The sequence below is a fragment of the Erwinia sp. 009765445 genome (assembly GCF_058137865.1).
Genome location: NZ_JBYUWC010000004.1, coordinates 39,260 through 59,249, shown reverse-complemented (window position 1 = coordinate 59,249; position 19,990 = coordinate 39,260). Strand labels below are relative to the sequence as shown.

Sequence of the window (19,990 nt, the reverse complement as noted above, 5' to 3'; positions counted from 1 at the left end):
GCCTACCCGCCTTTCTTGTAGAGTTCATCCGCTGAAGCAAAGTCCTGAAAACAACGCAGTAAAAATCTGTCCAGCGCCTTTCGCTGAAGCTCCCCTGTGACACGCGGGATCCGTAATGCCGCAGCGGGCAGCCAAAGCTGCGCCGCCGCAGGCGTCGGGTCATTGACCAGCGCGACCATCCAGCTGAGTGAATTCTTTTTGCGCGGAGCGACCGGCCCCGGTCCACGACAGCACCACCACATCGGTTGCAGCACGCCAGAAAACAGCAGTGCACTCACTTCTTTCGCCCCGTGCCCTGCCACTGCCGGGGAGTGACAAACGGACTGCCAGGGCGTGACCTGATGCGTGATGAGCGAGAGAAACAATGCCTGTGCTGAGTCTGAAACCATCCCGACATCCCCCCTTAATCAAGACCGGTACCGGCCTGGCTCAGGCTAAAGCCATAGTTCACCTTGCGGCCCTTCTCTTCATAATCAATGGCAAGCTGTTTGGTGATATGGATCGCCACCTTCATACCCGGCGGCACGTAAATGGCATCAAAGGTTTGGCCATAGCGGGCTTTCACCCAGTCCGCCGTATCCCGCATGCCCCCGGACAAGGCTTTGCCCAGCACGGCCTGCCCGGCATCCCCCGTCAGCGTAGAGGTCACCCCGCCATATCCGTTGGTCTGCGTGCTGTTCTGGTTCTGGGCCAGGGCATCACCCGCCGCGCTGCTTGCCCCCAGCGCAAAGAGCGTCGGCAGGTAAGTTGAGGCGTTGGATTTACGCTCACCGGAAAGGCACGGAATACCGTTTTCATCAGACAGCCAGCCAATACTGCCAGCATTCCCGTTGCTTTCTCCCTGGCCTCCACCCTGACTGTCAGCCTGCCCGGCAGGCCTTGGCAGGGTGCGCACAGTACCGTCTGAAAACACAAACGTAATGCTGGTCACTGAGCCGCGCACGCACGACAGCGTCCAGTCTCCCGTCGCCGTACCGGATACGACAGCCCCCTGCACATCCGGCAGATCGATGCCGTTTGCGGTCAGGTTGTCTTTTCCTATCAGCACCTTGAAGGGGTAAGGGTCAGTCACTTTCCCATCGATGGGAACGCGGCCAAGCAGCGCGGTCATCGCCCGGCTGCCGATTAAGGTAGAGTTCTCAGGCAGGGTATACACCGGGTCTACCGGCCCTTCGGCGGCTTTATTGCCGCTCAGCGTCTGGCCGGTATTCGTTTTGTTGGCCAGCTCCGCTTTCTGACGGGTAATGGCGTTGTCGTCCATAAAAGAGGTGGCAAAGGAGAACCCGCTGGCGGCATTGGTGTTTCCCTCACCCACGGGTTTGCCGCTGGCATCGACGGCAACGCCGTCTTTCGGCTCAATCCACTGGAGGCCGTCGCTGCCAGGCGCGGAGGCGGGAGTGCCGCCACCCTCGAGGCCTAATCCCACAGGGATATCGCTGCCGACCGTGGAGGAATTTCCTGTCACCGTCTCCTGGGTACGGCTGCCTTTATCCTGTAACTGCTGCATGAGGCCGCCAATTTTCGACGTCAGATCCTGCACCTGGTTCTTCAGTTGGCTCTGCTCCTTGTCAGCCACGGACTGCGCGTTGACCACCGCCTGATTAATGCGCTCATCGACGTTCTGGTTAGTCTGCTTCAGGTTCTTGTTTTCCTCCGCCAGGCTTTTGTTGTCCGCATCGAGCTGATTTTGCCGTTTGGTCACCGTCTTCAGGCTGCCGACCAGCGTTCTCAGGGTATCCTGCGGCGTGTCCCCCTCGATGCCCATGGCCTTCATGTCCTCCGGCGTCAGGTCAGGCACGACCGTTCCGGCCGTGGTCTGCGCTTTCTTCTCGCCACCGCCTGATGAGCAGGATTTGACGCCGATAAACACCGCGCCAAGGATGGCCAGAGGCACCATGAGTTTGACTAAACCATTGGATTTGATTTTCATTGACGGGAGCTCCGCGACTTTTTGGCATGAATGGGCGTCAAGGCGGGCTCGGCCAGGAAAGCCCCTTCAGGACGGCCTTCAACCACCAGATACAATACCGTGGTATCTTCCGGCGTCCCGGCATTTCCTAACCACCGGTGCTGGAACGTCGCCGACACAAATTGCCCGTTCAGTTCACGGGGATCGAGAATGACTTTTGCCGCCGACGTATTGCGTACCTGCAGAGCCACCACGCTGTAACCATTGAGGGTCCAGGCGGCAAGCGGGCTGACCATAACCGGCGCTGAGGGATAAAGGGTCGTGACCCGGGACGGTAATTTCAGGGCGACTGTACTGATGCCCGGCACCGCTTCAACCGTCCGCAGCGGCCCATAAAGGCTTTGCGCGGCATAGCGGGTCAGCACCACAGGTAGCGGCGCATTCAGCTTCGCGGGTTTACGTCGTTCTGTTGTCCCCTCCCCCTGCGTGGTTGCCGGCTGCCCGCTGTTGCCGGCACCGCTGACCTGGGTTTTATCGCTGGCAGAGGCTGACGACACCTCACCGTCATAGACCACCTGAACCGGCTCACGGGTTGCTTTCCCCGCCGCCGCACTGACGTCGAGCAGGATAATTTCGCCGTTTTCCTTGTTCTGCAACTGCAGGCGCGTCAGAGGAAACGCGTCGGTGGCATCCAGATAGACCGCCCCTCCGCTGCTCTGCACCCGCAGCTTGCCGTTAAGGGAAGGTGGAAAACCCACCCGCACGTTTTTGTCCACGAACACGATCCGCTCCTGCCCCACGTTGAGGGGTATCTGCAGAGGGATCCGCTCCCACTTCATCAGCTCCACGGCATGGGCGGCACCGGCCGTTGCTATCAGTAACCCACCGGCTACCAGGATGTTTAATTTCACTGGAATACCCCCGTTTTCTTCTCCGGTGCCTGGACAGGCATCGCCTCCAGACGCTGCGGCACACCGTCATAGCAGTCCATGGCCAGCCCAAACGGATTACGCTCAGGGTCCCCCTCCCAGCGGATCACCTTTATCGGATAACGCACCATCGCCCGCTTAACCGGTTCGGTGTGGTAATACTCATCCGCCACCAGATCAAGGCGGGCCACCCATTCATCCTCGGATTTGATCTCCACGCTTTTACTGCTGTAACCGCGTTTGGGGATCTCGTAAACCACACGCACGCGGTCTTTCAGCTCGCCGCTGTTGGTGCGAAATTCAGCATCCTTATTCAAAAAATCCTGGCAGGCAGGCGTCAGGAAAGGACTCATCTGGGCAATCTTTGCCGGATAGTCCACCTCCCCGTCTTTGGGCCAGGCATTGAGCTGCTGGAAAATGTAAAAGGCAAAGCTGTACACCGTTGACGGCGGCACTTCCCACCATTTTTTGGTACTGCCCGACCGCAGATCGGGTGGATTGTGGATAGTCAGGTTTCGGGGTGCCAGCATCCAGCCGGTGCTGGTTGTCAGCAGCGCGACAAACAACATGCCGCACACCAGCCGAAGGGTAAAAATATGGTTGTCGCGTGCGCTTACCGCATTGCGAAAACGGCTCATTGAATGACTCCCCGTTTAACCGGGCACGTACGCCGCAGCGCCCATGCCCGGCTGTGGACGATCAGCCCCCGAAAAAGCCCGGCGCGGGCTCGCAGCTCCTCCAGCCGACGCCACAGATAGTTATCCGGCTTTCCGCGTTTGTAATTACTGACCCAGCGCCCGCCAATAAATACCACGATGATGGGCATAATCAGCATGCAGGTCGGGATCGCAATCCAGCCGACTGCGGGGATGAAGACCAGAGGAAGAGAGACCGGGATACCGAGTACAAAACCCACCGCGGCCGCCAGAAGAAACTCTCCAGCGGTAAAGCCTCTCCAGACGACGGGCGGGGTATTCAGACGGTCAGGTAAAAACTCGATCACGGCCATACCGCCTCCTCAGATGATGTCGCTGGATTTGGTGACAAGCCAGATAACGACGACCAGCAAGATGACGCCAATAATCACGAAGGTGCCGAATTCCGTCCAGGTCGCCTTACCCTGACGGACGTGATGGAAGCAGCTGATTGCCGCATTAGCGACAACGATAAAGGCCACGGCAGCAATAATCAGACCGCCCAGCGTCAGACCGTCGCGCAAATAGCCTTTGATGGTGGCATAGGTACCGCTCCCGCCTCCTGATGAAGGCTGCTCAATGGGCGGCAGGTCAGCCAGGGCATTACCGATATAAAACAGGGTACTGCCTGCCAGCAGGGAAAGTTTGTTACGGAAAAATATCATTAACTTCATAGAATTATCCTTACTTCAGTGGAAAAACAGGAAGAGTGTTACGAGTAGCAGAACCACCAGGCGGATAGCCGACTCTGGCAGCTTGCTCATGGGAATGGATTTGTCAGACACGCCGCGATAGGCCGTCACCAACACCCAGGCAACGAACAGAAACAGTACCGCCCCCAGCAGACCTAAAATCAGCAAATTGAGCGCCGACGGCTCCATGCCGCCGCCGGTGCCGGCACTCCAGCCAGACTGCTGAGCAGAGGTCATAGACATCAGCGATCCTCCTCGCCGCGGTACTGGCCAGTGACTGACATCGGTATCGAAGGCTGAGCGCGGGAAGGTTCCAGATAGCGCGCTATGCCCTGCTTCATCGTGGTGATGTCGCGGGTTGCGCTGAGGTAGTCGAAGTAGAAACGGGCATCCTGACCATTCTGGTTGGCCACGACGCGAGCCCTGTCCAATCCGGCCTGAACCTGATCAAGCTGACGCATCACCAGGGCCAGTTCGTCTTTTTCGGAAGCCTGCGTCGGGAACGTGCTGAAGCTGCACATAGCCAGCAGCAGTACGCAGAGTCCGGGGGTTGGGCGCATGACGCTCTCCTGTGTGTTTAAGGTTGCGGGGGAAAGACTGACGCAACCGAACAGGGAGAGCAGCAGGAAAGTGTTTATGGCGGGGTGAAAATTAAAAAAAGAAGTGAAGGAATTTAATTTAAGTAACGAAACAAACAAAACCGTGATCAGGATCCCTATGGTGGTCGAGAGTAGGAGCGCTCTCCGTGTAGCCTCAACCTCGGTGATGATGGGTAGCTATAACGCCGCTTTCTCTCCTCTGCATAAAACAAGATTATGCTGTTGCTTTATCCGTGTAAAAAACACAGTGGTTCATGATCGGTTTTTTACTACTGCAGCCAACTGCTTGGACGCTTTCCCTTCATACTCGTGAAAAGATTGGCCGCTCAGTGGATAAAAGAACTATTCCACCATGTTATCTCACACTCTTTTGTATAGATTTTTCATTGTCGCTTCCCGTAATACCGCTCCTTCGGTTCATTATTCTAGTTATTATAAGCCTGATATTACACATTCGAAATTTCAAATATGTAATTGACATTTTTTGAGCAAGCCCTACCATGGCGCCATCATGCAAAGGAGACCTTATGAAGAGTCTGTCTTCACTTCTGTTGTTTAAAAACCTGTCCGATGAAACACGTCTGTCGATCGTCATGCTGCTCAGAGAAGCCGGGGAACTGTGCGTCTGTGAAATCATCGGTGTGCTTAATGAGTCGCAGCCAAAAATCTCAAGACACCTCGCCATGCTCAGAGAAACCGGGCTCATCATAGATCGCCGGGACGGAAAATGGATTTACTACCGCCTGTCTCCGCATATGCCAGCATGGGCAGCGGCCATAATTGAGCAGGCCTTTTTGAGCGAGCAGGACAAAATCACTGCACAGGTAAAAAGCATTACCCGCAAGCAGAACACCACCGGGGGCAAGGCCGTCTGTCTGTAATCTCAGGCGAAAAATACATTCGATAAACCAGATTTAAACTCCACCACAGCCGATGAGAAGTGCGGCCCACGCTGACCGCACTCATTAAATGACATTTAGAGGAAAGGTCATGAAAACCATTTCAGTTTTTGATCCAGCAATGTGCTGTAACACGGGCGTGTGCGGCAGCGAAGTTGATCAGGCCCTGGTCAACTTTTCCGCGGACTGTGACTGGCTTAAACAGGCAGGTGTCACCGTAAATCGCTTCAATCTTTCCCAGCAACCTATGGCGTTCGCAGATAACACCCAGGTTAAAGCTTTTCTTGAGAATTCCGGGGCTTCATCTTTACCGTTGATTCTGCTCGACAATAACGTTGCACTGGCCGGCCGCTATCCGACGCGTCAGGAGCTGGCTCGATGGTGTGGCCTTGCCCTGGAGGGCGAACAAGCCGCGTCATCAGGTTGCTGCACCGGCGGCAAGACGAACTGCTGCTGAGCTCATTAATTCGGAAGAAGGATACCTCCATGCAATTCATGAATAATCCCCCCACGTTTCTCTTTTTCACCGGCAAAGGCGGAGTCGGGAAAACCTCCCTGTCGTGCGCGACGGCCATTTCGCTAGCGGATCAGGGAAAACGCGTTTTACTGGTCAGCACTGACCCGGCGTCAAACGTGGGGCAGGTCTTTGGTCAAACCATTGGTAACCAACTGACCGACATTCATAGCGTACCGGGCCTCACTGCACTTGAGATTGACCCGCAAGCCGCCGCGCAGCTCTATCGCGCACGCATCGTCGATCCCGTTAAGGGGGTGCTTCCCGACGACGTGGTGCGCAGTATTGAAGAACAGCTCTCCGGTGCCTGTACGACGGAGATTGCCGCCTTTGATGAGTTCACCGGCTTACTGACGGACGACGCCCTGCTGCTGGAGTACGACCATATTATTTTCGATACGGCACCTACCGGGCACACTATCCGGCTGCTGCAACTTCCCGGTGCCTGGAGCAGTTTCATTGCAGAAAATCCGGAGGGGGCTTCCTGTCTCGGTCCCCTTGCCGGGCTGGAAAAACAGCGTGAGCGTTATGCACATGCCCTGTCGGTTCTGGCCGACTCCGCCAAGACTCGTCTGATTCTGGTAGCTCGTCCTCAGGCCTCTGCCCTGCTTGAGGTCGCCCGCACGCATGATGAGCTTCATCAGGTTGGGCTGGAGAATCAGACCCTGGTCATCAACGGCGTGCTGCCTGAAAGCGCAACCACGGGAGATGCGCTGGCCCGGTCTCTCTATCAACGCGAGCAGCGCGTGTTAGTAAGCCTTCCGCCAGCATTAGCGGCCTTACCGCACGAAACCTTAGCGCTTCAGCCGGTCAACATGGTGGGCCCTGACGCGCTGCGTGGCCTTTTCCAGACACAAAAATCCGGGGACGCAACAGTTTTTCTGCAGGACGAAGCGGTTCCGGATATTCCCTCTCTCGATGCACTGGTTGAGGACATCGCCCGCCAGGATCACGGCCTGATCATGCTGATGGGGAAAGGGGGGGTAGGTAAAACGACGCTTGCCGCCGCCTTGGCGGTCAGGCTTGCTGAAAGAGGGCTGGACGTTCACCTCACCACGTCAGATCCGGCCGCACACCTGGAAAACACGCTACATGGTCAGCTTAAAAACCTGCAGGTCAGCAGGATTGATCCGCAGGCCGAAACCGAGCGCTATCGCGAGACGGTGTTAGCGACAAAAGGCAAGGGCCTGGACGCGCAGGGCAAAGCCCTGCTGCAGGAAGACCTGCGTTCGCCGTGTACCGAAGAAATTGCCGTGTTTCAGGCATTTTCCCGCGTCATACGCGAAGCCGGCAAACGCTTTGTGGTGATGGATACCGCACCGACGGGCCACACGCTGCTGCTGCTGGATGCCACCGGTGCGTATCATCGTGAAGTGGCGAAGCGCATGGGCGAAAACGGCCATTATCTTACGCCGATGATGCAGTTACAGGATGCGGAACGCACTAAAGTGCTGCTAGTGACGCTACCTGAAACGACACCGGTGCTGGAGGCGGCCAATTTGCAGGAGGATCTTCGCCGTGCGGGTATTGAGCCGTGGGCGTGGATCATCAACAACAGCCTTGCCGCAGCACGTACGACGTCCCCGTTGCTCAAAATACGCGCGGCACATGAAGTAGAGCAAATCAGGAAAGTTCAGTCAGGCCTTGCGACACGTCTGGCATTGATCCCGCTACAGGAAGATGAGCCGGTCGGTATTGACCGTCTTAGCATTCTCGCTGGAAAACAATAATAAACGGCATTGCGTGCGGGCATAACAGTTCCGCGCAGGAGAGAAAGTATGTGGTTAGCAGGAGCGATTTTTGTTCTGACGATTGTGTTAGTTATCTGGCAGCCTAAAGGTCTGGGTATCGGCTGGAGCGCCATTATCGGCGCAGCGCTGGCTTTGGTCTCCGGCGTGGTCCACGTTGGCGACATTCCCGTCGTGTGGAATATTGTGTGGAATGCGACAGCCACCTTTATCGCGGTCATCATCATTAGCCTGCTGTTGGATGAGTCAGGCTTCTTCGAGTGGGCAGCGCTGCACGTCGCACGGTGGGGTAATGGTCGCGGGCGTTTGCTGTTTACTTACATTGTCCTGCTCGGCGCTTCCGTTGCCGCGCTCTTTGCCAACGACGGGGCCGCGCTCATTCTCACGCCGATAGTGATTGCCATGCTGCTGGCATTGGGCTTCAGCCGCGGCGCGACGCTGGCCTTCGTGATGGCTGCGGGATTCATCGCCGACAGTGCCAGCCTGCCGCTTATCGTGTCAAACCTGGTGAATATTGTCTCGGCCGACTTTTTCAAAATTGGCTTCAACGACTATGCATCCGTCATGGTACCTGTCGACATTGCGTCTATCGTGGCAACGCTGGTCATGTTGCACCTGTTCTTCCGTAAAGACATTCCGGCCACCTACGACGTATCTAAATTGCCGGAGCCGCACAAGGCCATCAAGGATCCTCTGACCTTTAAAACGGGCTGGTTTGTGTTACTGCTGCTATTGGTAGGATTCTTTGGGCTTGAGCCGCTGGGCGTGCCGGTCAGTGCCGTCGCAGCGGTGGGTGCACTTATTCTATTTATTGTGGCAAAGCGAGGTCATGCGATCAACACCGGCAAAGTGCTCCGCGGCGCCCCATGGCAAATCGTCATTTTCTCTCTGGGTATGTACCTGGTGGTATACGGCCTGCGCAACGCCGGCCTGACTGATTATCTGTCAATGATCCTCGACCGCTTTGCTGAGCAAGGTCTGTGGGTGGCAACCCTGGGCACGGGCTTCCTGACCGCCTTTCTCTCCTCCATCATGAACAACATGCCGACGGTACTGATCGGCGCGCTGTCCATTGAAGGCAGCAGCGCGGCGGGTGTGATCAAAGAGGCCATGATTTATGCCAACGTCATCGGCAGTGATTTGGGGCCAAAAATCACCCCGATTGGCAGCCTGGCGACCCTGCTATGGCTCCACGTGTTGTCGCAGAAAGGCATCAAGATCACCTGGGGCTATTACTTCCGGGTCGGGATTGTCATGACCCTCCCGGTACTGTTTGTGACGCTGGCCGCCCTTGCCTTACGTTTATCGTTCGCCCATTAATTCATCCCTGGCTACCGCCTGCCGTGAGGGCACGGCGGGCCTTACTCACAAGAGAGCACCGTTATGACTTCTATCACGATTTATCATAATCCTGCCTGCGGCACCTCGCGCAACACGCTTGAACTCATCCGCAACAGCGGCGTTGAGCCAACCGTTATTCACTATCTTGAAACGCCACCGGGCCGCGATGAGCTGATAAAGCTGATCGGCGACATGGGGATTTCAGTGAGATCACTGCTGAGAAAAAATGTCGAACCTTATGAACAACTGGGCCTGACTGAAGATACGTTCAGCGATGAGCAACTGGTGGACTACATGCTGCAATATCCCATTCTCATTAACCGCCCTATTGTCGTGACGCCGCTTGGCACCAAGCTGTGTCGCCCGTCGGAGGTCGTTCTGGATATTCTCCCGGACGCGCAGCAGGGTGCCTTCACCAAAGAAGACGGTGAAGCCGTAGTCGACGCCCAGGGAAAGCGGGTTTCTAAATAAACCAGAGTGAAACAGAGAGGCACCCCATCAAAGGGGTGCCTCTCTTCCATAAGGGGTTAAAGAATGGCTATGAAAAAACATCGGGTTCTGTTCGTGTGTTCGGGCAACTCAGCCAGAAGCCTGTTTGCCGAAGCTCTGCTCAATAAGATTGCCGGCGATAAATTTGAGGCGTTCAGCGCAGGGAGCGCTCCGATGGACGCACCTCATCTGCTGACGCTGGAGGTGCTGACCATGCAGGGTATGGATACGTCATCGTTATACAGCAAGGGGTTAGAGCATTTTACCGGCAGTGATGCCCCGCACATGGATTTTATCTTTACGCTTTGCGACAAAACCGCCGGAGAAGGCTGTCCGGCTATACCTGGGCAGCCGATAACAGCTCACTGGGGATTTCCTGATCCCACAGCTATTGAAGGCACTGAAGAGGAGAAGATGCGGGGTTTTATCCAGGTTGAGAAACAAATAGCCACACGGCTGCGGCTGTTCGTCAGCCTGCCCGTTGATAAAATTGAACGCATGTCTCTTCAGGTCCAGCTTCGACAATGGGGAAGCGACGATTAATCCTCAGCATTGCTTGCGAGACAGTCTGCTGAGACCCACGCCCTGTTCTCCCCGGCGTTCTCCCCTCATGCACCCTGCCTGTACCGTTCCCTAAACGAAAGAGCAACACTCAGGACTGTAATTATCAGTGACACAGACAGAGAAAACAACAAGGTGTCATAAATGCCCATGGCGTCCAGCAGGCTGGCATAGATGGCCGGTGCCAGAGCGGAAAGGAAAAAGCTTGGCATCAGCAGTGTACCGAGTTTGTCTGCATACTGATGTTTATCGAACATAACGAGAGGTAAAGTAGCCCTAACCAGCGTCGACAGGCCGTTGGCTGCACCATAACTTAATACAAAGAGAGCAGCGCTTACGGTAGAGTGGAAACTGAACAGACTGAACACAAAACAGAATGGCAATATTCCCCCCACCAGCATATTCAGCCCAAGCGGCGAGCCTTTTGCGCCCATAAAAACGTCGCTCAGGCGGGAGCTGACCTGACCGACACCCCAGAGTGTGCCAATCAATACCGGTACGCCGAAGCCTGCAAGCATGGCGGGGAGATGCGCGGAAATCCCCGTGGATAAAAAGCTCAGCAAGGCCATCAGAGCGGCGTAAATCCAGCCAGACCACCGGTTATTGTCGTCGACTACCCCACAGGGTGACGGGGCTGGTTGGGTACCGGAAGTCACTGGCGATGACATTTTATCTGGCAGACAACGGAGTAAGAGAAGGCTCATCAGCGCAAACAGCCCATAGCAAACCGTACCTGCACGCCATCCCATCACCGTTAAGAGCCACGCACCTACCGGCCAGAAGGCCACGGAAGCAAGACCGCCCAGCAGCGTTACCTGCGTCATGGATTTTCGTGCCGATGGACCCGCGATATCCACCAGAACGGCGAAGGCAGCGTCATAAAGAGACAATCGCATCCCTGCGCCCATGATAACCCAGGCTGCCCAGTAGCTCAGGGGCCCCTGACTGGCCGCTAACAAAAGACATCCGGTGGCGTTCAGCACGATGCCGCTGGCCATCATCTTTTTTCCGCCCAGGTGTTTCAATATTCTGCCGGAAAATGGCGAGGTGAGCCCCATTATGCCCATGGACAACGTCTGCCCGGAATAGGTCATCACCTGCGTCCATCCCAGCTCTCTGCCGATAGCCTGACCAAATGCGCCCAGCAGGTAAAAGGTAATGCCCCAGTTAATCAGCTGGGTTAACCCCACGAATAACGTCACCCTGCCCTTTACAATGACCTGTTCCAACGGGAATGCTCCTTGGGGAAAAGACCGGGAGATTACAGGAGAATTATTACACCTCTACTTACTCATCTTAGGCATTTATCCGGCTATGGCTGCGCGTGCTACACAGCCGCGCCACTGCATGTAGGATGTGACGCTCTCAAATGCTTTTCTGGTTAACTCTGACGGACAATTCGGCGGCACTTTCTTTGCGTTCGCTGTAACGGTCAACTAGGTATTCAGCATTGCCACGGGTTAACAACGTAAATTTCAATAGCTCTTCCATCACGTCGACAATGCGGTCGTAATAAGCGGAAGGCTTCATCCTGCCGTTTTCATCGAACTCCAGAAACGCCTTGGCGACGGAGGACTGATTCGGGATGGTGATCATGCGCATCCATCGGCCAAGAATGCGCATCTGATTCAGGGCATTAAACGACTGTGAACCGCCACTGACCTGCATAATGGCAAGGGTTTTCCCCTGAGAAGGACGAACAGCGCCTACCGATAGCGGGATCCAGTCAATCTGGGCCTTCATGATGCCGGTCATCGCACCGTGGCGTTCAGGTGAACACCAGACCATACCTTCTGACCACATCACAAGCTCACGCAGTTCAAGGACTTTTGGGTGCGTATCCGGCGCATCATCGGGAAGCGGCAGCCCGGAAGGATTGAATATTTTCACCTCGGCGCCCATCGCCGTAAGCAGGCGGGCAGCCTCTTCCGTAGCTAACCGGCTGTATGACCGTTCTCGTACTGAACCGTAAAGCATCAAAATTCGCGGGGCATGGCGGCATGCGGTCAGGGAGAGCCTTTCCGTGCTGATATGGGTATCGAAAATTTCAGGCTGAATGTTGATAAGTTCGTTCATCGAATCTGACATATTTCGTTCTCTGTGTGGTGTCTTCAACAGGTTTGGTCCTTCTCGGCGCAGCATTCGTCGATAAAGAAGACCATAATTTCGTTCAGAACCTCATACTGCGGTAAGCAATACAACGTTCTGCCCTGCCGGTTTTGGCGTACCAGCCCCACCGCAACCAGGGCAGCGACATGATGACTGAGCGTGGAGGCAGGTATGTCCAGGCGTTTTTGCAACTCACCCACGGGCAGGCCCTTATGCCCCGACTTCACAAGCGACTTATACACGGTGAGACGGGTTGGGTGGCCAAGCTCTTTTAGCGCGTTGGCGACGTCATTGAGTTCCATTACAATCTCCATAATTCTATATTTCTAGAATAATAGAAATATAGAATAAATCAATACCCCGGAATGTTAAGTACTGAGTTAGAATGGTTACGTATACTAATCAGTCAAAATGGACAAAAGTTGCTTGCATGCAGGGATCCTTTGAAGAAGAAACACTATTCGTTAGCACAGATATTGGATCTCGCTCACTGGTTGAAACCTTTTGGAAAATGCGCTGTGAGATATTATCGCCAGCTTACACAACTAGTTGGAAGGAACTTCCCTTGGCTGTTATACGGTAAATCAGTATCCCTCATTAAATCGACATTGTTGTTTATATTGTTTACGGTTTTTCCTACGGCGCTGCTCGGGAGATATAACTCCTACCATGCCAAAACAATGATCTCGACGCCTGGCAATAGCTTCTCGAGCACAATCATCATCAGTCAGGTCAAGCACTTCCAGCCAACGACGAGCTGCACGGTGCCACCATCCTTTATGCTCCAGTGATTCTGCGATGTCGTCTTTTACTCTCATTCCTTTCTCACTACTAAAACTGCCTCAGGGAGAGGCGGGGAAGAAACATTCATTACAAGGTAACAGAAGCCCGTCGGATTCAGCACGCGACGCCAACCCAAAATACGCGATGTTTTTTACAGGTATTTTTTAAAGGCACCCGTAACAACCGTCAGCACAAAACCCAACATAATCGCCGAGGGTAACAGCAGCAAATTAGGCCATACTGCCGTTGGCCAGGCTAGATAGAGCATACAGGGGCCGTACATTGCCGGTTTCACGTAACGCTTCGCGTGATGGTAAACAAAGCTGGACTCATAACCAGCGCCGTAGCGACGTAAATCCCGACGAACGAGGCCGTCAACAATACCGATAACGCTGACCATGATAAATAACGGTACTGACAACACCAGGATAGCCACGCGAATGGCGAAGATAATCGTCACATACACCGTGGCCTGTAAATATTCCCACAATGCCCTTGCCAGCCAGCTACCAGCCCGGCTAAGCGTCTCTACTGTACCGCCCTGACTGTGCACACTGCGGGCGGTATTCACCCAGCTGATAAATCCGGTATCCACAAAAACCCATTGGTACGCCTGTTGTATCCACGCGCTGATGGCTACCACTGGCTGTGAGAGTATCAGGCTGCGGGTAAAGCCTTCAGACAAATAACCGCTTTCCGTTAACATGACTTGTCGGCTGTGTTCAGCCCCCTCACCCGCCCAGATAAAGGTCATGCCGGCATATTCGATAATCAGGCTGACCAGAAGAGAGGCCAGTAATATCCCAATCACCTTCCAGGGCATCAGCCAGAACAGGGTAATGAACAGACCGGGCTGCTTGGGCGGAGCCGTCTGCTGTCTCTGCTGAACTTTCTCCTCGGCCATTATCCCTCCGCGGATGCAGCTAGGGCATCAGAAGGTAAGGCGCTGCCCGTCCACCAGTTTTCGCCGGTGCGATAATTCTGTTGCATGTATTCTGCGATGCGGCTGATGCTTTCCGGCATCAGTGGGTCGTTACCGCTCCCCGGTAACGGCATCCGGATTTTCCACAACCGCCCCCCTTCCAGCAGGGCAAATGCCTGCCCCTTAGGGAGGTTTATGATATCCGCCGGTGTGATCATCGGCATTCTGGCCAGCGTCACCTGATCCTGAACGTTACTGTTAAAATCGGTTCCCTCACCAGGGCGCGACACGTCGGTCACGCCGGAGGTGAGGGTTTTATTGTACACATCGACTTCTGGCAACTGACTGGTCAGCAGCTCCGCCGTGCTGTTCTCACGTACCCGCAGCATAATCAGGGAGTTGAAGTTACCGACAACCTGATTCGCCTTCGCACGGCTCCCTACGCGGGCCTCAATATCAGAGAGGGTTTGGGTGTACGCCGTCACCTGGATACCGGCACCGCCCCCCTTGTTGATAAGCGGGATGAACTCATCCCCCATCAGCTCATTAAACTCGTCGCAGTGCAGGTTAATGGGAACTTTCTTTTGCGTGGCGATGCCGGTTTCATCTGCCAGACCAAATTTATAAATGTGGCCGGCGACAGAAACCAGATCTGCAAACATGCTGTTGCCAACGGCCGATGCGACCTCCGAATCCGATAGTGCATCGAGGCCGACATACACAATCCCTTTTTTACGGATCACTTCCTGCCAGTCAAAGATGGGACGTTTATCGTCCATATCGTTGTAATCCGGAGCCAGCAGCGCCGCCGTCTTGCCCGTGGTCAGTTTCTCCAGCAGGGGCAACAGGGAGGCGACGATTTTATCAAAATAGGTTCGGTCATAGCGAACTGCGCTCCGCAGTCCGTCCAGTACCGGATCCCACAGTTTCTTCCCTTCATCCGTGCTCAATGTCATTTCAATGGCCCATACCCGCATCGCGTTGGCCTGTCCCTGCATGTTGCGCGGCAAGTCTTTTTCTTTGAGCATGCCCGAAGACAACAAATTCTCTACCTGCATCAGCAGGTGAGGCGCCTTCGAGGCCAGCATATTTTCTACGTAGGTTTCATAGAGCTCACCAATGTTGGTGACGTAGCGCAGGATAAGCGTGTAGTCAGGACGCTGACCCAGTGCCACCAGCGCCCGGGTGATGATATTCACAAAACGCCAGGCGAATTCACGAAACGCCGCCGAGTTCCCCTCACCGGACAGCTGCCCTGCGACGCGTGAAGCTACTTCAGAGATGCGGCTAAAGCGGCCGATGGCGTTATACCGTGCGCTGACGTCTGGCCACCCCAGGTGAAAGACGTAAAATTCATTCTCCCGGCCCGCCCTGCGAGCCTCTGCATACATGCGTTTGAGCAAGTCTGCATCCCCCTTAGGGTCAAACATTACCGTGACATCACCTCGGCGAATGTCCTGCGTCACCAGCACCTCGGCCAGACGGGTTTTGCCCACGCGGGTGGTTCCTATCACCAGCGTATGCCCCACACGCTCGCCCAGGTCATACAGCACGTCACTCTCATCAGGTTCGACACCGTGATAAACAGGACTACCGCCCACCGGCGGTAAAGGCCGCGCAGGATTGAATATTGAGTCAGTTTGCGTCAGACGACACAGCCACGGCAGGCTGTATTCCAGCCGTTTCTCCAGGTCGCGAGCCATGCGATAGATAACGGGAGGCTGAACATAATGTTCCGCTTCAGGCCGCCTCGCCTCCAGCAGACGTTGCGTGTGTTTTTGCGTCCACTGAAATCCGCGTCCCAGGAACAAATACCGCTGGCTGACGGGGATTTGTCGGCTGCTCAGCTCATAGCGCGGCAACCGCTTAATATTGCGGCGGTAACGCAGGATACGCAGTCCCTGGCGTGTGCGTTGAAGAGCCAGCACGCCAAAGCCTGCGGCGGTGACCCAACTGACCGAAGGGGCCAGTGCAACAGCCCAGGGCGCCGTCAGACAGATGTAGGTTGCGCTCCAGGCGGTCCCTGCGGTGTACAACTCCACCGCAGGTCGCAAAAGGGACTCCATCACATAGCGGTCGCTCATTCAGGCCTCCTGTTGAACGGACCCTGTAGAAAGTTATCCGAGGTCTTGCCCGATGAAGTCCGGCTGTTTGCCCGTAAACCCTGAAGTTTGCGAAGCACGCTCCAGCCCTGGGCTGCGTGGCGAATGTGATCTACACCCTTCCAGTCAGGCGGGAGCCCGTTAGTCACAAACGCCAGTTTCAGCGATAAAAATGGCATGAAATGATCGGTTCTCCACCCGGCAGTCTCCTCCCGGGAAAGAAGCTCTGTACCCGACGTCAGATCCCAGTGATAACCCGCCTCAGGCTGACGACGAACTTCGCCTTGTAAAGCACGGTAAGCACCCAACAGTTCATCATCAAACACGTAGTGATTGAGGGTGACACCATGGAGATGTGTCAGTTGGCGGTCATAAAAAAGAACGCGAGCCAGAGCTGAACGATGGTTGCCGTCACTGCCAATATACCAATCCAGGCCGTTGTAGCTGTTGTAATACATTCCGGACTTTTTCGCCTTGGTCCCCAAGTAGTAATCCGGGTGCCGGTCCATCATCTGCATGTTCCGATCCATGAATTTACCTTTGAACAAAAACTCAAGCCAGGTCAGCCCCTGATAATCCGGGTGTTCAGTCCCTTTAACACAAAATACGTTAATACTTCCCCGGTCTGTCCAGTAGTTGTGCCGCACAAAATCCCCATACTTATGCAATTTTTCTGCATCCCAGGGAAGGATAATCTCGTCCGCCCAGTCGGGAAGGTTAGCCACCGTACGATCCAGAAATCCACTTCTGACTGCGTATCCATTTTCTTTCGTTTTGGCTTGCCAACAGGTTTTCGCTCGGGCTTCCGACAATAGTCTCAGCCAGCCACTTTCAATGCGTTTGAGAAACTCACTCATTGCTGCTTATTCCCCAGATTATCGCTACCCTTTCCCTCTCCCGCTTCTATCACGCTCACTACCGGTTTTAGTAATGACGCATTCATACTCCAGACGTAGCGCATTCCCTCCAGCAGCACGCTAAAAAGAAGGACGCACTTCCCTATTTGATTCATCAGGTTGTGATCTCCCAGAACTATTCTGGCCAAGTCAACAAGTTGTCCCACAGGAAGGAAAAGCCAGAAGCCAAACGTCGACGCACCAATTAAGAAGAAAGGCACTGCGACACACACCCGCCAAAACAGGCTTAGCCCATAACGAAATGGGTCGACCATAAGCAATGCAAATGCTTCAAGACGACCTAAGCCCAGCTGTCGCAGTCGATTGAATTTTGAAATAAAGGATTGAGGGGTTGTCATAACCGGTCTCTCACTGATCGATGTATTGCCAGCCGGCGTTACCGGACAGCAGTTTTAACAGACGATTGCCGCTGATAAGCGAAACGTCGGGTACGGCGCGCAACGCTTCGCGGCTGACCTCCCCGGTTCGCCCGGTATGCACAAAGAATCCCCGACAGCGCTCCTGACGGACCAACGCCCCAAAGTCCAGGACATGCCCGGACGAAATGCAGCTGGAATAGCGTTTTGCCTGTACTAACCAGCGCTGGCCATTAATCCAGACCTGACCATCGACCCCGCCGTCGCCGCTGTAGCGTGCATTTCGCTTTATCCGACATCCCTGACGGGCAAACGCCGTCATAAGCATTTCTTCAAATACATAGGGATGGATTTTTCGAAGGTAAACCAGCCTGGCAGCGTCGTCCCGTAGCTGCGGGAGGCGGGCAAGAATACGCTCGGCCTGACGCTGATAACGCCGGTGGCGGCGCTGACTTGCCGTGCCGAAGAGAAACGGCAGCAGCATGAATACCAGAGGAAGTAGCAGAACGCTCAACCACCATCCCGGCACGCCCTGCCGCAGGGCACTGAGAATCTGGCCCCCCGTAAGTGCAGGACTCATTGTGCAAGCCCCTTCTCGGTAATGATCAGCGGGTAGTGGATCAGCTGCAGACGGCGAGCCAGGTCGCTGCCGGAAACCGGCACCATATCGCTTCCCGGGAGCAACGCCTGTAACGCCTTCAGGCGATCCTGGTCGGCAACGTTCACCACAAATCCCGTGGCATTGAGACGCGTAAGCTCGGCCCCGCGCTGAGCCAGCCACTGCCTGGACAGGTCATCATCGCCGATAATAAAAACGGGCGGCATCCCGGGGAGGGTGAGCGTTCTGGGCGTCACGGCACCGGGTGAAAGCTCAGGCGTGCGGACGGGTAATGCAGACGCCACCGAGACCTGCGCGGGTACCTGAGCCTGCGCCACTGATTCCGGCGGCGTAAATTCACCGGGCTGGTCATTCACCGCATCAAAATAGGTATCCGTCGGCTCTCCCCCGAGGTCTCCCACCACAGTCAACGCCGAATACCCCGCCGTTGAACACCCCACAGCGCACATCAATACCATCATTTTTAAGAATTTCATTTGGGCTCTATCCAGGTGAGTTGATTACTGGCCAGCGCAACTCCCTTAAGCGGCGTCGGCATCAGATAATGTGTGTCAGAGGCCTGCTGAACGGGGGCCAGGGTGTCGAGCTTACGGCGCACGATCGCTATATAGGTGGCCGCGGCTTTACCGCCGGCTGGGTGGTGGTAACACCCTGCCGCTTTAATCCAGCTCCCCGGACTGGCGTCATAGCAGGTTCGAAGAATGTTAGCCGCGACGCGCAGGTTGGTGTACGGGTCGAAGGCTTCATAAAAGGAGGTAAACAGATGGCCATTCCACCCCAGGTTGACCTGAGCAATACCGACATCGATGCGTTTGAGCGGGTATTTCCGGACAAATTGCAGCAGTGCCTGCCAGGCGGCTTCGCGGGATTCAAACCGATAGCCCTTGCCCGCCACATTAATTGTCCAGGGCCACGGACGTTCGCCATACGGAAGACGCCGGGAGCTTTCAGTCAGGGCTAGGGAATATAACGACTCCGCTGGCACCCGCGCCGCCGCCGCGATCTGATGGTAGGCAGGCGGAATTTGCTGAAGCGGCTGAACGCTTTTCGCAACGCCGCACATCGGCAGCAGCAACATTGCTGACATCAGAATGCGGCGAGTTGCCATCCGTTTTCCCCTTGCTGCAGGATCACCGGCATTTGCCCCTGACCATAAGTCAGCCACAAGCCGCGATCGTGATTCAGTGTGATTTGACGACTTCTGACCCGGTCCACCGGAATGTTGTGGCTGACCGCCCATTTGCGCACCGTGTCATCTTTGCCATCGCTGCCCACCAGGTAGATATCAACGGGGCGATTGTCCGCCAGGACGGCGGCGAGACGTGCATCACAGCGCTCACAGTTGTCGCGAACGAACAACGCCATGCGGCCGTTAGTGTCATGAGCAAGCCCGGAAGCGTTCCCCATATTGACCGACAGCGCATTAGGGTACAGACGGCTCCAGGCCGCGTTCACTTCCCGCTGAAACGCCAGCTCCTTTTCCGTGCGCTGGTATTCTTCTTTCACCCACAGTTCCGCGAGCCGACGGCGCTCTGAAACGCTATCGCTTTCCACACCCAGCGTGGTCAGTGGGTCAAGCCCCGGAGACTGGATCCCTCGCTTACCCTGTTTCAGTTGCTGATACTTCTGCCACTCTGTATCACTCAGCCCCCACTGCTGGGCTGATTGCTGTTGCTGAGACTGGAGAGACTTATCCTGAAGACTACTTGCGGTTGACGTGGTGCTGGTTGCGCTGTTGACGGTATCCGCTCTGGCGACACCCGTAGCCAACAATATGAACAGCATTGCTACGCGACTGATTTTCAT

The 19,990-nt window shown here is 55.3% G+C and carries 27 protein-coding genes; 7 read left to right on the top strand and 20 right to left on the bottom strand.

The genetic code is table 11. The features are described from left to right. Nucleotides 1–2: 2 nt before the first annotated feature. From AC3Y5R_RS05075 to AC3Y5R_RS05040, 8 genes are read right to left on the bottom strand one after another with little or no spacing between them, the layout of a single operon-like run. Complete coding sequence (locus AC3Y5R_RS05075) at nucleotides 3–389, bottom strand: hypothetical protein (protein WP_061552878.1); 387 nt, start codon at nucleotides 387–389, stop codon at nucleotides 3–5. 14 nt (nucleotides 390–403) lie between these two features. Next, nucleotides 404–1,930, bottom strand: a complete 1,527-nt coding sequence (locus AC3Y5R_RS05070) for a TIGR03752 family integrating conjugative element protein (RefSeq protein ID WP_489920416.1) — start codon at nucleotides 1,928–1,930, stop codon at nucleotides 404–406. After that, nucleotides 1,927–2,820 carry a TIGR03749 family integrating conjugative element protein gene (locus AC3Y5R_RS05065; protein WP_321187218.1) on the bottom strand — a complete coding sequence of 298 codons (894 nt, stop codon included), beginning with the start codon at nucleotides 2,818–2,820 and terminating at the stop codon, nucleotides 1,927–1,929. The genes AC3Y5R_RS05070 and AC3Y5R_RS05065 overlap by 4 nt, the downstream gene beginning before the upstream one ends. Then, entirely contained in the window at nucleotides 2,817–3,476 is a 660-nt protein-coding gene (locus AC3Y5R_RS05060) for a PFL_4703 family integrating conjugative element protein (protein WP_061552880.1), read from the bottom strand. The genes AC3Y5R_RS05065 and AC3Y5R_RS05060 overlap by 4 nt, the downstream gene beginning before the upstream one ends. Then, on the bottom strand, nucleotides 3,473–3,847 hold the full coding sequence (locus AC3Y5R_RS05055) for a TIGR03750 family conjugal transfer protein (RefSeq protein WP_489920415.1): 375 nt from the start codon (nucleotides 3,845–3,847) through the stop codon (nucleotides 3,473–3,475). Before AC3Y5R_RS05055 ends, AC3Y5R_RS05060 begins: the two co-directional genes overlap by 4 nt. A gap of 9 nt (nucleotides 3,848–3,856) precedes the next feature. Further along, nucleotides 3,857–4,207, bottom strand: coding sequence for a TIGR03745 family integrating conjugative element membrane protein (locus AC3Y5R_RS05050; protein ID WP_489920414.1), 351 nt, complete (start codon nucleotides 4,205–4,207; stop codon nucleotides 3,857–3,859). 15 nt (nucleotides 4,208–4,222) lie between these two features. Continuing rightward, nucleotides 4,223–4,468, bottom strand: coding sequence for a TIGR03758 family integrating conjugative element protein (locus AC3Y5R_RS05045; protein ID WP_060435735.1), 246 nt, complete (start codon nucleotides 4,466–4,468; stop codon nucleotides 4,223–4,225). Then, the gene (locus AC3Y5R_RS05040; protein ID WP_187514509.1) at nucleotides 4,468–4,785 is read right to left on the bottom strand and encodes an integrative conjugative element protein, RAQPRD family; all 318 of its coding nucleotides are present in this window, start codon (nucleotides 4,783–4,785) and stop codon (nucleotides 4,468–4,470) included. Before AC3Y5R_RS05040 ends, AC3Y5R_RS05045 begins: the two co-directional genes overlap by 1 nt. A 566-nt stretch (nucleotides 4,786–5,351) precedes the next feature. On the opposite strand from AC3Y5R_RS05040, the gene AC3Y5R_RS05035 reads away from it, so the two are divergent. The 6 genes from AC3Y5R_RS05035 to AC3Y5R_RS05010 all read left to right on the top strand — a co-directional run bounded on the left by AC3Y5R_RS05035 (nucleotide 5,352) and on the right by AC3Y5R_RS05010 (nucleotide 10,358). Further along, complete coding sequence (locus AC3Y5R_RS05035; RefSeq protein WP_187514510.1) at nucleotides 5,352–5,705, top strand: metalloregulator ArsR/SmtB family transcription factor; 354 nt, start codon at nucleotides 5,352–5,354, stop codon at nucleotides 5,703–5,705. A 109-nt stretch (nucleotides 5,706–5,814) separates the two neighbouring features. Beyond that, the gene (gene arsD / locus AC3Y5R_RS05030; RefSeq protein WP_489920413.1) at nucleotides 5,815–6,180 is read left to right on the top strand and encodes an arsenite efflux transporter metallochaperone ArsD; all 366 of its coding nucleotides are present in this window, start codon (nucleotides 5,815–5,817) and stop codon (nucleotides 6,178–6,180) included. A 29-nt stretch (nucleotides 6,181–6,209) separates the two neighbouring features. Further along, nucleotides 6,210–7,967 carry an arsenical pump-driving ATPase gene (gene arsA, locus AC3Y5R_RS05025; protein ID WP_489920412.1) on the top strand — a complete coding sequence of 586 codons (1,758 nt, stop codon included), beginning with the start codon at nucleotides 6,210–6,212 and terminating at the stop codon, nucleotides 7,965–7,967. 48 nt (nucleotides 7,968–8,015) lie between these two features. Then, nucleotides 8,016–9,305, top strand: a complete 1,290-nt coding sequence (locus AC3Y5R_RS05020) for an arsenic transporter (RefSeq protein WP_489920411.1) — start codon at nucleotides 8,016–8,018, stop codon at nucleotides 9,303–9,305. A gap of 63 nt (nucleotides 9,306–9,368) precedes the next feature. After that, a complete protein-coding gene (arsC, locus tag AC3Y5R_RS05015) occupies nucleotides 9,369–9,797 on the top strand; it encodes a glutaredoxin-dependent arsenate reductase (protein ID WP_489920410.1) in 429 nt (142 codons plus the stop codon). 63 nt (nucleotides 9,798–9,860) lie between these two features. Further along, nucleotides 9,861–10,358: an arsenate reductase ArsC gene (locus tag AC3Y5R_RS05010; protein ID WP_489920409.1), complete on the top strand. Its 498-nt coding sequence runs from the start codon at nucleotides 9,861–9,863 to the stop codon at nucleotides 10,356–10,358. A 65-nt stretch (nucleotides 10,359–10,423) separates the two neighbouring features. Here the strand turns inward: AC3Y5R_RS05010 and AC3Y5R_RS05005 are convergent, their stop codons facing one another. The 3 genes from AC3Y5R_RS05005 to AC3Y5R_RS04995 form a co-directional block, all read right to left on the bottom strand. Then, complete coding sequence (locus tag AC3Y5R_RS05005) at nucleotides 10,424–11,605, bottom strand: MFS transporter (RefSeq protein WP_489920408.1); 1,182 nt, start codon at nucleotides 11,603–11,605, stop codon at nucleotides 10,424–10,426. Nucleotides 11,606–11,741: 136 nt separating this feature from the next. Further along, nucleotides 11,742–12,452: an arsenical resistance protein ArsH gene (gene arsH, locus AC3Y5R_RS05000; RefSeq protein ID WP_187514553.1), complete on the bottom strand. Its 711-nt coding sequence runs from the start codon at nucleotides 12,450–12,452 to the stop codon at nucleotides 11,742–11,744. A 35-nt stretch (nucleotides 12,453–12,487) separates the two neighbouring features. Beyond that, on the bottom strand, nucleotides 12,488–12,787 hold the full coding sequence (locus AC3Y5R_RS04995) for an ArsR/SmtB family transcription factor (RefSeq protein ID WP_489920407.1): 300 nt from the start codon (nucleotides 12,785–12,787) through the stop codon (nucleotides 12,488–12,490). Nucleotides 12,788–12,870: 83 nt separating this feature from the next. Here AC3Y5R_RS04995 and AC3Y5R_RS04990 point away from each other — a divergent pair, with 83 nt between their 5' ends. Further along, nucleotides 12,871–13,068 (top strand): DUF4113 domain-containing protein, encoded by a 198-nt coding sequence (locus AC3Y5R_RS04990; RefSeq protein WP_489920406.1) that lies wholly within the window; start codon nucleotides 12,871–12,873, stop codon nucleotides 13,066–13,068. A gap of 1 nt (nucleotide 13,069) precedes the next feature. Here AC3Y5R_RS04990 and AC3Y5R_RS04985 read toward each other — a convergent pair whose 3' ends face one another. The 9 genes from AC3Y5R_RS04985 to AC3Y5R_RS04945 form a co-directional block, all read right to left on the bottom strand. Then, nucleotides 13,070–13,303, bottom strand: a complete 234-nt coding sequence (locus tag AC3Y5R_RS04985) for a PerC family transcriptional regulator (protein WP_187514519.1) — start codon at nucleotides 13,301–13,303, stop codon at nucleotides 13,070–13,072. A 116-nt stretch (nucleotides 13,304–13,419) separates the two neighbouring features. Then, entirely contained in the window at nucleotides 13,420–14,172 is a 753-nt protein-coding gene (locus AC3Y5R_RS04980; RefSeq protein WP_489920405.1) for a TIGR03747 family integrating conjugative element membrane protein, read from the bottom strand. Continuing rightward, nucleotides 14,172–16,274 carry a type IV conjugative transfer system coupling protein TraD gene (gene traD, locus AC3Y5R_RS04975; RefSeq protein WP_489920404.1) on the bottom strand — a complete coding sequence of 701 codons (2,103 nt, stop codon included), beginning with the start codon at nucleotides 16,272–16,274 and terminating at the stop codon, nucleotides 14,172–14,174. Before traD ends, AC3Y5R_RS04980 begins: the two co-directional genes overlap by 1 nt. Continuing rightward, the gene (locus tag AC3Y5R_RS04970) at nucleotides 16,271–17,149 is read right to left on the bottom strand and encodes a hypothetical protein (RefSeq protein WP_489920403.1); all 879 of its coding nucleotides are present in this window, start codon (nucleotides 17,147–17,149) and stop codon (nucleotides 16,271–16,273) included. The genes traD and AC3Y5R_RS04970 overlap by 4 nt, the downstream gene beginning before the upstream one ends. After that, on the bottom strand, nucleotides 17,146–17,547 hold the full coding sequence (locus tag AC3Y5R_RS04965) for a hypothetical protein (protein WP_489920402.1): 402 nt from the start codon (nucleotides 17,545–17,547) through the stop codon (nucleotides 17,146–17,148). The genes AC3Y5R_RS04970 and AC3Y5R_RS04965 overlap by 4 nt, the downstream gene beginning before the upstream one ends. Nucleotides 17,548–17,557: 10 nt before the next feature. Next, complete coding sequence (locus tag AC3Y5R_RS04960) at nucleotides 17,558–18,145, bottom strand: restriction endonuclease (protein WP_489920401.1); 588 nt, start codon at nucleotides 18,143–18,145, stop codon at nucleotides 17,558–17,560. After that, complete coding sequence (locus tag AC3Y5R_RS04955) at nucleotides 18,142–18,660, bottom strand: integrating conjugative element protein (protein WP_060435742.1); 519 nt, start codon at nucleotides 18,658–18,660, stop codon at nucleotides 18,142–18,144. Before AC3Y5R_RS04955 ends, AC3Y5R_RS04960 begins: the two co-directional genes overlap by 4 nt. Further along, nucleotides 18,657–19,292 (bottom strand): transglycosylase SLT domain-containing protein, encoded by a 636-nt coding sequence (locus tag AC3Y5R_RS04950; protein ID WP_060435743.1) that lies wholly within the window; start codon nucleotides 19,290–19,292, stop codon nucleotides 18,657–18,659. The genes AC3Y5R_RS04955 and AC3Y5R_RS04950 overlap by 4 nt, the downstream gene beginning before the upstream one ends. Continuing rightward, on the bottom strand, nucleotides 19,271–19,990 hold the full coding sequence (locus AC3Y5R_RS04945; protein WP_489920400.1) for a TIGR03759 family integrating conjugative element protein: 720 nt from the start codon (nucleotides 19,988–19,990) through the stop codon (nucleotides 19,271–19,273). Before AC3Y5R_RS04945 ends, AC3Y5R_RS04950 begins: the two co-directional genes overlap by 22 nt.

Bases quoted from the DNA above. Each gene is read 5' to 3' on its own strand.
- AC3Y5R_RS05075 (WP_061552878.1), bottom strand. From the start codon at position 389: ATGGTTTCAGACTCAGCACAGGCATTGTTTCTCTCGCTCATCACGCAT.
- AC3Y5R_RS05045 (WP_060435735.1), bottom strand. From the start codon at position 4,468: ATGTCTATGACCTCTGCTCAGCAGTCTGGCTGGAGTGCCGGCACCGGC.
- AC3Y5R_RS04965 (WP_489920402.1), bottom strand. From the start codon at position 17,547: ATGACAACCCCTCAATCCTTTATTTCAAAATTCAATCGACTGCGACAG.
- AC3Y5R_RS04970 (WP_489920403.1), bottom strand. From the start codon at position 17,149: ATGAGTGAGTTTCTCAAACGCATTGAAAGTGGCTGGCTGAGACTATTG.
- arsA (WP_489920412.1), top strand. From the start codon at position 6,210: ATGCAATTCATGAATAATCCCCCCACGTTTCTCTTTTTCACCGGCAAA.
- AC3Y5R_RS05070 (WP_489920416.1), bottom strand. From the start codon at position 1,930: ATGAAAATCAAATCCAATGGTTTAGTCAAACTCATGGTGCCTCTGGCC.
- AC3Y5R_RS04960 (WP_489920401.1), bottom strand. From the start codon at position 18,145: ATGAGTCCTGCACTTACGGGGGGCCAGATTCTCAGTGCCCTGCGGCAG.
- arsH (WP_187514553.1), bottom strand. From the start codon at position 12,452: ATGAACGAACTTATCAACATTCAGCCTGAAATTTTCGATACCCATATC.
- AC3Y5R_RS05050 (WP_489920414.1), bottom strand. From the start codon at position 4,207: ATGAAGTTAATGATATTTTTCCGTAACAAACTTTCCCTGCTGGCAGGC.
- arsC (WP_489920410.1), top strand. From the start codon at position 9,369: ATGACTTCTATCACGATTTATCATAATCCTGCCTGCGGCACCTCGCGC.
- AC3Y5R_RS05055 (WP_489920415.1), bottom strand. From the start codon at position 3,847: ATGGCCGTGATCGAGTTTTTACCTGACCGTCTGAATACCCCGCCCGTC.
- AC3Y5R_RS04990 (WP_489920406.1), top strand. From the start codon at position 12,871: ATGGTTACGTATACTAATCAGTCAAAATGGACAAAAGTTGCTTGCATG.
- arsD (WP_489920413.1), top strand. From the start codon at position 5,815: ATGAAAACCATTTCAGTTTTTGATCCAGCAATGTGCTGTAACACGGGC.
- AC3Y5R_RS04945 (WP_489920400.1), bottom strand. From the start codon at position 19,990: ATGAAAATCAGTCGCGTAGCAATGCTGTTCATATTGTTGGCTACGGGT.
- AC3Y5R_RS05020 (WP_489920411.1), top strand. From the start codon at position 8,016: ATGTGGTTAGCAGGAGCGATTTTTGTTCTGACGATTGTGTTAGTTATC.
- AC3Y5R_RS05060 (WP_061552880.1), bottom strand. From the start codon at position 3,476: ATGAGCCGTTTTCGCAATGCGGTAAGCGCACGCGACAACCATATTTTT.
- AC3Y5R_RS04950 (WP_060435743.1), bottom strand. From the start codon at position 19,292: ATGGCAACTCGCCGCATTCTGATGTCAGCAATGTTGCTGCTGCCGATG.
- AC3Y5R_RS04995 (WP_489920407.1), bottom strand. From the start codon at position 12,787: ATGGAACTCAATGACGTCGCCAACGCGCTAAAAGAGCTTGGCCACCCA.
- AC3Y5R_RS05035 (WP_187514510.1), top strand. From the start codon at position 5,352: ATGAAGAGTCTGTCTTCACTTCTGTTGTTTAAAAACCTGTCCGATGAA.
- AC3Y5R_RS04980 (WP_489920405.1), bottom strand. From the start codon at position 14,172: ATGGCCGAGGAGAAAGTTCAGCAGAGACAGCAGACGGCTCCGCCCAAG.
- AC3Y5R_RS04985 (WP_187514519.1), bottom strand. From the start codon at position 13,303: ATGAGAGTAAAAGACGACATCGCAGAATCACTGGAGCATAAAGGATGG.
- traD (WP_489920404.1), bottom strand. From the start codon at position 16,274: ATGAGCGACCGCTATGTGATGGAGTCCCTTTTGCGACCTGCGGTGGAG.
- AC3Y5R_RS05040 (WP_187514509.1), bottom strand. From the start codon at position 4,785: ATGCGCCCAACCCCCGGACTCTGCGTACTGCTGCTGGCTATGTGCAGC.
- AC3Y5R_RS05010 (WP_489920409.1), top strand. From the start codon at position 9,861: ATGGCTATGAAAAAACATCGGGTTCTGTTCGTGTGTTCGGGCAACTCA.
- AC3Y5R_RS04955 (WP_060435742.1), bottom strand. From the start codon at position 18,660: ATGAAATTCTTAAAAATGATGGTATTGATGTGCGCTGTGGGGTGTTCA.